The 14414-nt window shown below is 36.4% G+C and carries 14 protein-coding genes; 13 read left to right on the top strand and 1 reads right to left on the bottom strand.

The genetic code is table 11. From position 1 onward, the window contains the following. Positions 1–19: 19 nt before the first annotated feature. Complete coding sequence (locus I5818_RS24505; RefSeq protein WP_058005261.1) at positions 20–1513, bottom strand: DHA2 family efflux MFS transporter permease subunit; 1494 nt, start codon at positions 1511–1513, stop codon at positions 20–22. 186 nt (positions 1514–1699) lie between these two features. Between I5818_RS24505 and I5818_RS24500 the strand changes: the two genes are divergently transcribed. The 13 genes from I5818_RS24500 to atpA all read left to right on the top strand — a co-directional run bounded on the left by I5818_RS24500 (position 1700) and on the right by atpA (position 14397). After that, on the top strand, positions 1700–2596 hold the full coding sequence (locus I5818_RS24500; protein ID WP_078110121.1) for a TetR/AcrR family transcriptional regulator: 897 nt from the start codon (positions 1700–1702) through the stop codon (positions 2594–2596). A 94-nt stretch (positions 2597–2690) separates the two neighbouring features. Next, complete coding sequence (rpiB, locus tag I5818_RS24495; RefSeq protein ID WP_058005263.1) at positions 2691–3137, top strand: ribose 5-phosphate isomerase B; 447 nt, start codon at positions 2691–2693, stop codon at positions 3135–3137. A 57-nt stretch (positions 3138–3194) separates the two neighbouring features. Next, positions 3195–3776 carry a TIGR01440 family protein gene (locus I5818_RS24490; RefSeq protein WP_058005264.1) on the top strand — a complete coding sequence of 194 codons (582 nt, stop codon included), beginning with the start codon at positions 3195–3197 and terminating at the stop codon, positions 3774–3776. A gap of 202 nt (positions 3777–3978) precedes the next feature. Then, positions 3979–5220 (top strand): serine hydroxymethyltransferase, encoded by a 1242-nt coding sequence (gene glyA / locus I5818_RS24485; protein WP_058005265.1) that lies wholly within the window; start codon positions 3979–3981, stop codon positions 5218–5220. A 130-nt stretch (positions 5221–5350) separates the two neighbouring features. Continuing rightward, a complete protein-coding gene (gene upp / locus I5818_RS24480; RefSeq protein WP_058005266.1) occupies positions 5351–5980 on the top strand; it encodes a uracil phosphoribosyltransferase in 630 nt (209 codons plus the stop codon). Positions 5981–6058: 78 nt separating this feature from the next. Then, complete coding sequence (wecB, locus tag I5818_RS24475; protein WP_058005267.1) at positions 6059–7207, top strand: non-hydrolyzing UDP-N-acetylglucosamine 2-epimerase; 1149 nt, start codon at positions 6059–6061, stop codon at positions 7205–7207. A 102-nt stretch (positions 7208–7309) separates the two neighbouring features. After that, positions 7310–9553, top strand: coding sequence for a S8 family serine peptidase (locus I5818_RS24470; RefSeq protein ID WP_078110120.1), 2244 nt, complete (start codon positions 7310–7312; stop codon positions 9551–9553). 518 nt (positions 9554–10071) lie between these two features. Continuing rightward, positions 10072–10449 carry an ATP synthase subunit I gene (locus I5818_RS24465; protein ID WP_058005269.1) on the top strand — a complete coding sequence of 126 codons (378 nt, stop codon included), beginning with the start codon at positions 10072–10074 and terminating at the stop codon, positions 10447–10449. Between the two features lie 21 nt (positions 10450–10470). Beyond that, positions 10471–11181 carry a F0F1 ATP synthase subunit A gene (gene atpB / locus I5818_RS24460; protein ID WP_058005270.1) on the top strand — a complete coding sequence of 237 codons (711 nt, stop codon included), beginning with the start codon at positions 10471–10473 and terminating at the stop codon, positions 11179–11181. A 67-nt stretch (positions 11182–11248) separates the two neighbouring features. Beyond that, the gene (gene atpE / locus I5818_RS24455; RefSeq protein ID WP_058005271.1) at positions 11249–11467 is read left to right on the top strand and encodes a F0F1 ATP synthase subunit C; all 219 of its coding nucleotides are present in this window, start codon (positions 11249–11251) and stop codon (positions 11465–11467) included. Positions 11468–11672: 205 nt separating this feature from the next. Continuing rightward, positions 11673–12197: a F0F1 ATP synthase subunit B gene (atpF, locus tag I5818_RS24450; protein ID WP_058005272.1), complete on the top strand. Its 525-nt coding sequence runs from the start codon at positions 11673–11675 to the stop codon at positions 12195–12197. Next, positions 12194–12730: a F0F1 ATP synthase subunit delta gene (locus I5818_RS24445; RefSeq protein ID WP_058005273.1), complete on the top strand. Its 537-nt coding sequence runs from the start codon at positions 12194–12196 to the stop codon at positions 12728–12730. The genes atpF and I5818_RS24445 overlap by 4 nt, the downstream gene beginning before the upstream one ends. A gap of 158 nt (positions 12731–12888) precedes the next feature. Beyond that, a complete protein-coding gene (gene atpA, locus I5818_RS24440; RefSeq protein ID WP_058005274.1) occupies positions 12889–14397 on the top strand; it encodes a F0F1 ATP synthase subunit alpha in 1509 nt (502 codons plus the stop codon). Positions 14398–14414 lie beyond the last annotated feature (17 nt).

Below are 14414 nucleotides of genomic sequence, written 5' to 3'. Positions count from 1 at the left end.
ATGTTGGATTTTTTTGTACTTAGCTTTCTTGCTTTTGTCCTTGGGTTACACGTTTTAAGAAGAATGCTAGAATAAAAGCTACAGCTGCAATAAGGACGGAAACGAAAAATGAATCATTAATTCCTTTAATTGTTCCTTCCATAATTAAATGTTCTTGCATTTTAGCTATTGCTTCTTGAGTAGGTTGCTGTGTCATATGCGCCATTTTGCTTGTAGCTTCAGCAACCATATCTTCAATATGATGTTTTGTACGTGAACTCATTACGGTTACAAGTAACCCGGTACCGATAGCACCTGAAACTTGAGATAGTGTACTATTCATAGCAGTTCCATGTGGATTTAATCTTTGTGGTAATTGATTCAATCCATTTGTCATAACCGGCATCATAACCATAGACATCCCGAACATCCGAAGGGAATACATAACAATTAATGTAGAATATGATGTAGAGTCAGAAAGCTGACTGAATGAATATGTTGTTCCTACAGTAATTGCTAATCCGATGAGAGCAAGAATTTTTGCGCCATATTTATCGAATAGTTTCCCTGTAATAGGAGACATAATCCCCATAATAATTGCCCCTGGTAACATTAACAGACCTGAATGCATTGGAGATATACCACGAATTTGTTGTAAATAGATAGGCATTAAAATCATTGCTGAGAACATAGCCATATTTACTACGATTGAAATAGCAGATGCTAATGCAAACATAGGGTATTTATACACGCGAAAATCGAGCATTGGTTTTTCCAATCGAAATTGGCGTAAGATAAGTAAAAATAGACCAAGTACACCTGCAATTAAAGTGATATAAACCTCTGGACTACTCCAGCCTTTTGAACCAGCTGTACTACATCCATATAGGATGCCCCCGAATCCGATGCTTGAAAGAATAACGGATAGAATGTCAATTTTTATATCCACTTTGTCTTTTTTATCTTTTAATTTAAAGAAGGCTAGGATCAATACAATCAATGCGAAAGGAATGATCATATAAAATAGCGTTCTCCAATTGTAATGCTCTATTATCCAACCTGATAAAGTAGGACCAATTGCTGGAGCAAAGATCATAACTAAACCGAGAATCCCCATTGCTCCTCCACGTTTTTCAATTGGGAAGCTAGTAAGCAAGACATTCATTAATAACGGCATCATTACAGCCGAACCAGCAGCTTGAATCATCCTTGCGATTAATAAAAGGGTAAATGAATCTGCAAGACTGGCAGTCACTGTACCGACAGTAAAAAATAGCATCGCTGCTATGAACAGACGACGTACAGAAAACTTTTGAATTAAAAATGCAGTCGTTGGGATAAGAATCCCGTTTACTAGCATGTATCCTGTAGCTAACCACTGGATTGTTGTTTCTTTTACCTTCAAATCTTCCATCATCGAAGGTAAGGCGACATTGAGTAATGTTGAATTAAGTATCGAAACGAAAGCACCTGCTAATAGTATCGCTATGATTCCATAAGGTGGACGTTTCGTCGCTTCTTTTGTAGCACTCATAGGCTTCCTCCTCTATTTAAACCATTAGTTCATTTTTTTATACAAGTATTATACAAAGAACTATATTACTCTCGTATTTTGTTTTTGGCAATAAAAAAATATCGGAAATTTAATGGATTGTTATCACAACAGAAATAAGTTAGGATACTTTGTAGAACTACAGTCCAATTTAGAGGGGGATACAAAATGTACGAACGAAAGAAGCATGTGATAGTAAAAGCACATCAGCTATTCATTGAAAAGGGTTTCAGAGCTACCTCGATACAAGATATTTTGGATCATAGTGGAATATCTAAAGGTACATTTTATAACTATTTCCCTTCTAAAAGTGAACTGTTTAAGGCTGTTCTTCTAAATATTCAGGAGAATTATGAAAAGGAAAGAAATGAATTACTGCTTGGAGAAAGTCCAGAAGATATAGAGATATTTGTAAAACAATTGGATTTAATGATGCAATCCAATCGAAAAAATAAATTATTAATTCTAATTGAAGAAGTTATTTTTTCGAATGACGAAGATTTAAAGAAATTTATTCAGGAAATACAAATGATGTATGTAAACTGGATACATAATCGTTTTGTTGATTTATTTGGTAAAGAAAAAAGCCCATATTTATTGGACTGTACTATTCTTTTTTTTGGCATGCTCCATCAAATGCTTCGCTATAATTTCATGGATAATGGACCAAAATATCAAGGGATAGAGATAATCCGATATTGTATGGATAGAGTACAGCAAATTGTTAAGGACGTAAGTAAATCAGATGTGCAGTTATTGAATCCAGAGATATTAAAGGAGTGGTTATCGCAGACAACCGATCATACCAATGATTTTTTTGATGACCTGGTGCACCAATCGGAGGAATTGAAGAAAGAGATCATGCTAGTGTTACGTAAAGAAACGGATAAAATAAAGTACATACAGACGGTTGATTTTATTCTAGATGAGATAAAGGGAAGCAAAGTTCCGCGTTTGTTTTTAATTGAAAGTTTACTTATTTTTTTAAAGAAATGTTCGGAGTTAAAGAAATCCAAGGTGTTTGAGGATTATCAACGGCTTATAGAGAAGTATGTACTAGTATAAGAAGGGGCTTTCACGAGTACTGGAAGCTTTATATATTCTATTAAGTGTGTAACAATATTATCAAGAAAATATTCTATATAATGGAGGTTTTAAAATGAAGGTTGCATTAGCATCTGATCATGGTGGTATTCATATTCGTGAGGAAATACGAAAGTTATTAGAAGAGCTAGGCATTGAGTATGAGGATTTTGGTTGTAATTGTGAAGGATCTGTTGATTATCCGGACTATGCTTTACCTGTGGCAACAAAAGTAGCAAATGGGGAATTTGATCGTGGGATATTAATTTGCGGAACAGGTATTGGAATGAGTATTGCCGCTAATAAGGTAAAAGGGATCCGCTGTGCATTGGTTCATGATGTATTTAGTGCAAAGGCGACTCGTCAACACAATGATACGAATGTTTTGGCTATGGGTGAAAGGGTTATAGGCCCAGGTCTTGCTTTAGAAATTGCTAAAGTATGGTTAACTACAGAATTTGAGGGTGGAAGACATTCACGCCGAATTGAAAAAGTAACAAATTACGAAGAACAAAATTTATAATTGTTCCTATTGATCTTCTTTTTATAGCAAAGGCGCTACTTATAGTGAGGTGTTAGGATGGATAAGGATTTATTGCAGTGGGAAATACAATTGGAGCAAATCTTAAGTGATTTCTCATCTCAGGTTACTTTTAAAAAGGGGCAGGTATTAGTTGTTGGATGTTCCACTTCAGAAGTAATTGGCGAAAGAATCGGAACTGCAGGAAGTGATGATGTTGCTGCGATGATCTACAAGCATATGATTAGATTTGCATCCCAACATAGTCTATTTCTAGCATTTCAGTGCTGTGAGCATTTAAATAGGAGCCTGGTGATTGAACGGGAGATTGCTGAACGTAGAGGTTGGGAAGAAGTTAATGTGATTCCGGTTAAAACAGCTGGTGGTGCTATGGCTACCTATGCTTATCAGCATTTTAATGATCCAATGATTGTGGAATTTATTCAAGCTGATGCAGGTATAGATATTGGTGATACATTTATAGGAATGCATTTAAAGCATGTAGTTGTGCCTATAAGGGTAGTACAAAAATCAATTGGATCAGCCCATGTTACTCTTGCTACAACTCGACCTAAATTAATTGGTGGAGCAAGGGCAGTCTATAACAAAGCTCTTTCCTCGAACGATGGAAAATCATGCTAATAAAAAATATATTTTAACAACCATTTTGAATACATATTATATAGGGGAAATTTTATACTGAGCATATTTGTAGCATCGCAATGAACTTTTAAAAAAGCTTTCTTAAATAATTTAAGTTTTAAGAATTAAATAACTTGCCTGCAAGAAACTATGTTAAAATAGGTACGTATTTGACTATTTGTTGACGCAGGAGGGGACCAATATGAGTAAGATAGCAGGGCAGGACAAAGAAGTATATCTAGCAATTCAAGATGAACTAAAACGTCAGCAATCGAAAATTGAGTTGATTGCATCTGAGAACTTTGTAAGTGAAGCTGTAATGGAGGCACAAGGATCTGTATTAACAAATAAATATGCAGAAGGATATCCAGGGCGCCGTTATTATGGTGGCTGTGAATATGTAGATGTAGTTGAGGATTTAGCTAGAGATCGTGCAAAGGAAATTTTTGGTGCAGAACATGTAAATGTACAACCTCATTCAGGTGCACAGGCGAATATGGCTGTTTATTTTACCGTCCTTGAGCCAGGTGATACTGTTCTAGGTATGAATCTTTCTCATGGGGGTCATTTAACACATGGTAGTCCCGTTAACTTCAGTGGTGTACAGTATAACTTCGTGGAGTATGGCGTTGATGAACAAACCCATATGATTGATTATGAGGATGTATTGAGAAAGGCACGTGAGCATAAACCGAAATTAATCGTAGCTGGTGCAAGTGCGTATCCTAGAGTAATCGATTTTAAAAAGTTTCGTGAGATAGCAGATGAAATTGGTGCTTATTTAATGGTTGACATGGCGCATATTGCAGGTTTAGTTGCTGCAGGATTACACCCAAGCCCAGTGCCTCATGCAGATTTTGTTACAACAACAACACATAAAACATTACGTGGACCACGTGGTGGAATGATTTTATGTAAGGAAGAATTTGCCAAGAAAATTGATAAATCAATATTTCCTGGAATTCAAGGTGGTCCATTAATGCATGTTATTGCTGCGAAAGCAGTTGCTTTTGGAGAAGCTCTTCAGGACAGCTTTAAAGAATACTCTCAACAGGTAATTAATAATTCGAAACAACTTGGAGCTTCTTTAATGAAAGAAGGGTTAAACCTTGTTTCTAACGGAACAGATAACCATTTATTATTGGTTGACTTACGTTCTTTAGGCTTAACAGGAAAAGTAGCAGAAAAGGTTTTGGATGATATCGGAATTACTGTTAATAAAAATACCATTCCTTTTGATCCAGAAAGCCCTTTTGTAACGAGTGGAATTCGTATTGGAACGGCTGCTGTAACTTCTCGTGGATTTGGAATTGACGAAATGGATGAAATAGCTTCCATTATTGGAGATACGTTGAAGAATTATGAAAATGATGGGAAATTAGAAGAAGCACGCAAGCGTGTTGCTGCACTAACAGAGAAGTTCCCGCTCTATCCAGAAAAATAATAATATTATAATAGATAAAAAGGAGTTTATTCAATAAGGTCTTACCTTGAGAAGAGACTCCTTTTTCGTGTAGAATGGGAATGGTAAATCTGTCATGACGATAAAAGATAATAATAAAGGAGAGAACGAAATGGGAAACGTTTATGTAATTGACCATCCTCTAATTCAACATAAGTTAACTTATATAAGGGATAAACATACTGGAACAAAGGAATTTCGCGAACTTGTAGATGAAGTAGCAACACTTATGGCATTTGAGATCACAAGAGATATGCCACTACAAGAAATTGAAATTGATACACCTGTAAGTAAGGCAAAAGCTAAAATCTTGTCAGGTAAGAAAATTGGTATTGTACCTATTCTTCGAGCTGGGATTGGTATGGTAGATGGTGTCTTGAAATTAATTCCTGCTGCTAAGGTTGGTCATATTGGTTTATATCGTGACCCAAAAACATTAAAGCCAGTTGAATACTATGCTAAGCTTCCGAACGATGTGGAAGAAAGAGACTTTATCTTAGTTGATCCAATGCTGGCAACTGGTGGGTCTGCAGTTGAAGCGATTAATTCACTAAAAACACGTGGAGCTAAAAACATAAAATTTATGTGTCTAATTGCTGCGCCAGAAGGTGTCGATGCAATTAAAGAAGCTCATCCAGATGTTGATATCTATATTGCTGGATTAGATGAAAAATTAAATGAAAAAGGCTATATTGTTCCAGGCTTAGGAGATGCAGGAGATCGTTTATTCGGAACTAAATAGTAATGCCATGATACTCTATTCTAAAAAGGGGAAGGGATACATATATATAGAATCTTCCCCTAAAAAGGAGAAAATGACATGACAAAACCAATTAAAGTAATGACCATATTTGGCACAAGGCCGGAAGCGATCAAAATGGCACCTCTTGTATTAGAATTACAAAAGCATCCAGATTCCATTGAATCGATCGTAACTGTCACTGCGCAGCATCGACAAATGTTAGATCAAGTATTGGATATATTTAATATTAAACCAAACTACGATTTAAATATAATGAAAGACCGTCAAACCTTAAAGGATATAACAATAAAGGCTTTGGAGGGCCTTGATCGTGTCATGAAAGAGGCAAAGCCTGATATTGTTCTTGTACATGGGGATACAACAACTACTTTTGTTGCAAGTCTCTCAGCCTATTATAATCAGATTGTTGTTGGACATGTAGAAGCAGGATTAAGAACATGGAATAAATATTCCCCATTCCCTGAGGAGTTAAATCGTCAATTAACTGGTGTAATAGCTGATATACACTTTGCTCCAACTGATAAAGCAGCGAATAATTTACTAGATGAGAATAAAAAATCCGAAAGCATTTATATTACGGGAAATACGGCAATTGATGCGTTAAAAACTACCATCAAAAAAGATTATACTCATGATGTACTTGAAAAGCTTGGAGAAGACCGATTAATTCTACTAACAGCCCATCGAAGAGAAAATCATGGAGAACCAATGCGAAATATGTTTCGTGCAGTTAAGCGGTTAGTAGAAGAAAATTCGAATATTCAAGTGGTCTACCCGGTACATTTAAATCCTGTTGTACGGGAAGTAGCATCAGATATCTTGGGCAATGATCCGAGAATTCATTTAATCGAACCTTTGGATGTTATAGATTTTCACAATTTTGCTGAACGTGCACATTTAATATTAACGGATTCAGGGGGAGTTCAAGAGGAAGCACCATCATTGGGTGTTCCAGTTCTTGTTCTACGCGATACAACTGAGCGTCCTGAAGGCATTGAAGCAGGAACGTTAAAATTAGCAGGGGTAAATGAGGAAACTATTTACCAATTAGCTACGGAATTACTAACAGACCCTGTGGCATATGAGAAAATGTCTAAAGCAACCAATCCATATGGGGATGGACAAGCTTCTAAAAGAATTGTTGAGGCTATTCAATATCATTTTCATCAAAGGGAAAATAAACCCGAATCATTTAAGCCACTGTAAAAGACGGAGTAATCCGTCTTTTTTTTCTTTTATAATCTAGTTTCGTGTATATCACTTTCAGGGTGAGAGATGATAATGGAAAAAGATTAGGGGGAATTTTTTTTGTTGCGACGTTTATTTCTGCTTACTATCGTTTTACTTTGTTTGATTCCGCAAAAGGGTTTTGCCCAAAAATGGGTCTTTCCTTCCCTCCCTTCTCCTTCACCTGAAGAGAAAGCTATTATGATTTTTGCTACAAAGGGTCCACCTAATATTTCAGAAATAAAGACAGTTCTTAATCAATACCCTTCATCAAGTTTAAGAATGATATTTACACAAACTTTTGAGGGTTTTTCAGTCAGTGGGAAAAGAAAAGAATTACTCCAATTAGCACGCATGTATCAACCAAGATATTCTATGTTTGAAAACTCCATTTACACTGTAGATGCTGAGGTTAGCTCCCCTTTAGAAATCATTGGAGCGAAAAATGCGGCATCTTATACAGATTCAAAAGGACATCGTTTAACGGGTAAGGGAATCAGGATCGGTGTGATCGATACAGGAATTGATTATACCCATCCAGATTTAAAAGCGAATTATGGTGGTGGATTTGATTTAGTCGATAATGACAATAATCCGATGGAAACATTAGATCACCAAGGGAAACCTACTATTCATGGGACACATGTGGCAGGAATTATTGCTGCAAATGGTCAAATGAAGGGTGTGGCACCTGAAGCAAAAATATTTGCATATAGAGCATTGGGGGCAGGGGGAAGCGGAACAACTGAGCAAGTACTTTCAGCCATAGAACGAGCGGTTAAGGACAAGATGGATATTATTAATCTTTCATTGGGTTCAAATGTTAATGGACCTGATTTACCTATTAGCTTAGCACTTGATAAGGTTGTTGAAGAGGGGATTGTTGCTGTAACTTCTAATGGTAATTCTGGTCCTCATTTGTGGACGGTTGGCACTCCTGGAACTTCCTCTAAGGCAATATCCGTGGGTGCATCAACGCCAACATTGAGAATTCCCTTTCTAACAACGATTCGTTCTAATAAACCTATAAAAATTACTTCTTTAGTAGGAAGTAAAATGTGGAGCCTTGATAGGTCATATCTAATTGAAGAAGTTGGTCTAGGAAATAAAGAGGAAATGAAACAACTGCAAGGAAAGATTGCATTAATACAACGTGGTGGAATGACATTTACGGAGAAAGCTAAAAATGCTGAAAAGGCAGGAGCAGTTGGGGTGCTTATTTACAATAATACAAAAGGCAATTTCATGGGTAAAATTGAAGGAAGCCTCTCCATACCTGTTGGTGCTATTTCAAAAAAGGATGGTGAAAGTTTAATTAAGCAAGTAAACAAAAACAAAATTCTTGCCAAAACAATTTATAAAGAGGAAAAGGATCTATTAGCTGATTTTAGTTCGCGTGGTCCAGTTACTTCAAATTGGTCGATTAAGCCGGATATTATTGCTCCAGGGGTGTCCATTAAGAGCACGGTCCCTAATAACCGATACTTGGCACTTCAAGGAACAAGTATGGCTGCCCCTTATATTGCAGGAGCAGCTGCTTTAATTAAACAAGCACATCCAAAATGGACACCAACGGAAATTAAGGCGGCATTGATGAATACGGCCACACCCCTATACAATAATGGAGGAGCACGATATAAAGTATTCGAGCAAGGAGCAGGAAGGGTAAATATTGATAAAGCAATTCATACGGATACACTCGTAATCCCTGGCAGCCTATCATTCGGATTATTAACGAATCAATTTGATGAACGCCGTAAGGAAGTTGTTGTACAAAATATGAGTCAAACAACGAAGCAATACCGATTTCAGATTCCTCCAAATAATCTTTATGTAGATTGGAAGCTTCCATTATCATTTGAGCTAAAGCCAGGGGAAAAGAAAAAAATATCGATTAATGCATTTATTAAAAGAGAGTTTGAAAATAGGAATGAAATTATGGAAGGGGAACTTTCATTATTAGAAGCCAATGAAGAAATTAAGATACCTTATATTTTTATTAAAGAAGAACCATCGTATCCAAGGCTGATGGGCTTGACGATTGTACAAGGAGATCGACCCAATACTTATCGTTACGAAGTATACCTACCCATGGGAGCAGACGAATTTGGTATGGCACTTTTTGATCCTAAAACGTTGGATTTTAAGGGTTATTTAGATGTTGGAAATAACATTAGTCCGGGAATAAAAGAGAATCAATTAACTATACCGAATCAAGAAGGAGTTCGGCAATTGGTTGTTGTGGCTTTTGCGCGAAAAAATGGTTTTGAGGATAAAATATCTCAAACATTAAAATTTAAGACAGACTTGGATGGAAAAAAATAAATATGGAAAAGCCGTGGAAGAACAACTAAAATATAAGAGTATTAATAAGGACATACAGTGATCCTTTTATTAATTGAAAAACTAACTATTTCAAAATTTGATGATTTTGTGACAAATTTTGAATAGACCCTAGAGTACATGCGGTTTTTCATAGAAACCAATTGACATTGGTAATACCCTATTGTATGCTAACAGAGGGTGTTAAATGATAGGGTTTACAGTGTTTTTTCGACAATAAAAGACGCTTGTATACTCATCTTTAAACAAGGCAACTCTACGAGAAATCAAATGGAAAATTGTAAGTGTGATAAGAGTTAGAAGATTAGCTTTTTCCTATATGGTCGATTGAAGTCTACCATTCTTACTTTTACGGGATTTTTGGAGACCTTGGCTATAGTTGAGTTGATCCTCTTTAATGCTGAACCACTATTTTCATCGGACTACTCCTGGCTAACATGCTTTATGTTAAGCCTGCTTCATTCAGTCTGACATTTCTTTTCGGGAGAGATTAGAAAGATATGCCGGAACTCCAACTAATGTTTAATAGGCATCGTAAATACATGCTTTATCTTTTATCCCTATATATCTTAGGTTGGGGATTTACCCAATATCAATCTGTATTTTTAGGTTTGTTTTTTGGCACGACTATTAGCCTTTATAATCATTGGCTTATGGTTAGGCGAACTAAGAGATTTGGTGAAGCCGTAGAGACTGGAGGTAAATTTCGGTCTTTTGGAACTGTGACAAGAATGGTGGCAGCGGTCCTTGCGGTCATGGTAGCCACTCGTTATCCAGATCATTTTAATTTCTTATGTGTTATTTTGGGATTAATGACTTCATATGTCGTCATTATGATAGATTTTATTATTCATCATATTATACAATCACATAAATAGCAGGAAGTGAGGTGAATTTGATTGGAACATGAAGCGCCGTTATGGGAATTTATGGGGCTTACTTTTAACTTAGCAAACGTTTTAATGATTACAGTTGCCTCATTAATTGTATTTATTATTGCGCTGATCTCAACAAGGAAGTTAGCAATGAAGCCAACAGGTATGCAAAACTTCTTTGAATGGATTATGGATTTTGTTAAAGGCATTATTAAGAGTAACATGGATTGGAAAACAGGTGGAGCTTTTCACGTGTTAGGTATTACAGTTATTATGTATATCTTTGTTTCCAATATGCTAGGTCTTCCATTTTCAGTTGTGATAAATGGGGAGCTTTGGTGGAAATCACCAACTGCAGATCCAACTGTTGCTTTAACGCTAGCCATAATGATTGTTGGATTAACTCATTTTTATGGTGTTAGGCAAAAAGGATTTGGTGGGTATTTAAAAGGTTTTAAAGAACCATTTGCGTTTATGATTCCTTTCAAAATTATTGAGGAATTTTCAAACACATTAACATTAGGTCTCCGTCTTTACGGAAACATCTATGCAGGTGAGATTTTATTATCACTTCTAGCAGGTGGACTTGCAACTGGAGTAGGTGGAACAATTGCCGCTATTATTCCAACACTTGCATGGCAAGGCTTTTCAATCTTTATCGGTTCAATTCAAGCATTTATTTTCACAATGTTAACGATGGTTTATATGGCCCACAAAGTGAGTCACGACCATTAATATATTTTTTTTTCGTAATTCATTATCTTATAAAAACTTTTTATACAATTAAAGGAGGAACTTTATAATGAGTTTGGGTGTAATCGCAGCAGCAATTGCTATCGGTTTAGGTGCACTAGGTGCAGGTATTGGTAACGGTCTTATTGTATCTCGTACAGTTGAGGGGATTGCTCGTCAACCTGAAGCACGTGGTATGCTTCAAACAACTATGTTTATCGGGGTTGCATTAGTTGAAGCCCTTCCGATTATCGCAGCGGTAATCGCGTTCATGGTTGTTAATAAATAGTTTTAACATTCCTAAATGGCGAAGATCATTCTGATAGAACCTTCGCCATTGCTTTATGTTAGACTACCGAATGATATTCTACTGTACTTAGGGTAACAAGTATAGCAGATATACGAGAATAAATACGAATAATATGCATGTTTCTATAGAAAGCTTATCCATTTAAACTGGATAGGTATTGACTCTTTGAAGGGAGTGAATAACGGTGACAACAAGTAGTTTAGTACTTGGATCAGCTGATCATCCGTTTTTAAATACGGGAGATATTGTGTTCCAGCTGGTCATGTTTATCATACTGTTAATCTTATTAAAGATATTTGCTTGGGGCCCATTAATGGGAATCATGAAGCAACGTGAAGAACATGTTGCAAATGAAATTGAGACAGCAGAAAAAAGTCGTGCTGAAGCAAGCAAATTACTAGATGAACAACGTGAATTACTAAAAGAAGCTCGCCATGAAGCACAAGGATTAATTGAAAATGCTAAAAAACAAGGTGATCTTCAACGTGAAGAAATTATAAATACAGCAAGAGCTGAAGCCAATCGCTTAAAAGAAAGTGCGAAAATTGAAATCGAACAACAAAAGGAACAAGCAGTTTCCGCATTACGTGAACAAGTGGCATCCCTTTCTGTTCTAATTGCTTCTAAAGTGATTGAAAAGGAAATTACTGTTGACGATCAAGAAAAGCTTATTAATGACTATATTCAAGAGGCAGGAGAAAAACGATGAGTAACAACGCAGTTGCAAAACGTTATGCTACCGCGCTTTTTGAGCTTGCAAATGAGCAAAATCTTTTAGAACTTATCCAAGGAGAACTTCGTGAAATAAAGAAGTCAATTAAGGATAACCCAGAATTGATTAATCTTTTAAAATTACCTAAGCTTTCTTCAGATAAAAAGAAACAGGTTATTAAAGAGATTTTTCAATCTACTTCACCGCTGGTTGTAAATACACTAATGTTATTGTCTGACCGACATCGTGTGGACGAAATAACTAGTGTTGCAGATGAGTTTATTGAACTTGCTAATAGCAATCGTGGGATTGCAGAGGCAACTGTATATTCAATTAGACCGTTAACGGCTAGTGAAAGTGCTGCAATATCATCTGTTTTTGCACAAAAAGTTGGTAGAGTTTCATTAAATATTGAAAATATCATCGATACGGAATTACTTGGTGGAGTGAAAATTCGTATTGGTAATAAAATATTTGACGGTAGTCTACGTGGTAAATTAGACCGTCTAGAACGTAGTTTAATAAGTTAAGCTCTTTTTAAACCTTTATTCCTGTACAAGATAAAGGTTTGAATGGGTAATCGCTTTCCATACTCTGGTATGTAGTTAAGAGCTTGAAATCAAATCTATTAAAGTAATATCTATGCGAAAATAGTCGTTATTAAATTTTAACATGAGGGGTGAAATTCATGAGCATTAAAGCTGAAGAAATCAGCGCGCTGATAAAAAAGCAAATTGAAAACTATCAGTCTGAAATGAAGGTTAGCGATGTTGGTACTGTTATTTCGATCGGTGACGGTATCGCTCGTGCTCATGGTCTCGACAATGCTATGTCTGGTGAGCTTGTAGAGTTTTCAAACGGAGTTATGGGCCTTGCTCAAAACTTGGAAGAGAACAATGTAGGTATCATTATTTTAGGACCATATACTGATATTCGTGAAGGTGACGAAGTTCGTCGTACAGGTAGAATTATGGAAGTACCTGTTGGTGAAGAATTAATTGGCCGTGTAGTTAACTCATTAGGGCAACCTGTTGATGGATTGGGGCCAATAAACACTTCAAAAACACGTCCGATTGAAAAGAAAGCTCCGGGAGTAATGGCTCGTAAATCTGTACATGAACCATTACAAACAGGTATTAAAGCGATTGACGCACTTGTTCCAATTGGACGCGGTCAACGTGAATTAATCATTGGTGACCGTCAAACTGGTAAAACAACAGTTGCAATTGATGCAATTATTAACCAACGCGATCAAGATATGATTTGTATCTATGTAGCGATTGGTCAAAAAGAATCTACAGTTCGTAGTACTGTAGAAACTCTTCGTAAGCATGGTGCATTAGATTATACAATTGTTGTAACAGCTTCGGCGTCACAACCATCTCCATTGCTATACTTAGCTCCTTATACTGGGGTAACAATGGGAGAAGAATTCATGTACAACGGCAAGCATGTTTTAATTATTTATGATGATCTTTCAAAGCAAGCTGCTGCTTATCGTGAACTTTCCTTGTTATTACGTCGTCCTCCAGGTCGTGAGGCATATCCAGGGGATGTATTCTACTTGCATTCACGTTTATTAGAGCGTGCTGCTAAGCTGAATGATGAATTAGGTGGAGGTTCAATTACTGCTCTACCATTTGTTGAAACACAAGCAGGGGATATCTCTGCATATATTCCGACAAACGTTATTTCAATTACAGATGGTCAAATCTTCTTACAATCAGACTTATTCTTCTCAGGTGTACGTCCTGCGATCAATGCGGGTCTATCTGTATCTCGTGTAGGAGGATCAGCGCAAATTAAGGCAATGAAAAAGGTATCTGGTACACTACGTCTAGACCTTGCTTCATTCCGTGAACTTGAATCCTTTGCACAGTTCGGTTCGGATTTAGATGCAGCTACACAAGCTAAATTAGCTCGTGGACAACGTACAGTTGAAGTATTGAAACAAGATTTAAATAAACCAATTAAAGTAGAAAAACAGGTAATGATTCTTTATGCATTAACTAAAGGCTTCTTAGATGACATTCCTGTTCAAGATATTGTTCGTTTTGAGTTAGAATTCTACACTTGGTTAGATGCAAACCGTGCAGAATTATTAAGTCAAATTCGTACTACAGGTGGATTACCTGCTGATGAAGATATGGCTTCGGCGATTAATGAATTTAAAAAGACTTTTTCTAAATCTGAATAATACTGTTTGAAAATAGA

It is taken from the genome of Heyndrickxia oleronia, from assembly GCF_017809215.1.
Lineage (GTDB): Bacteria > Bacillota > Bacilli > Bacillales > Bacillaceae_C > Heyndrickxia > Heyndrickxia oleronia.
Note: the sequence above shows the minus strand (reverse complement) of the source record. Positions and strands in the feature narration are given on the sequence as shown.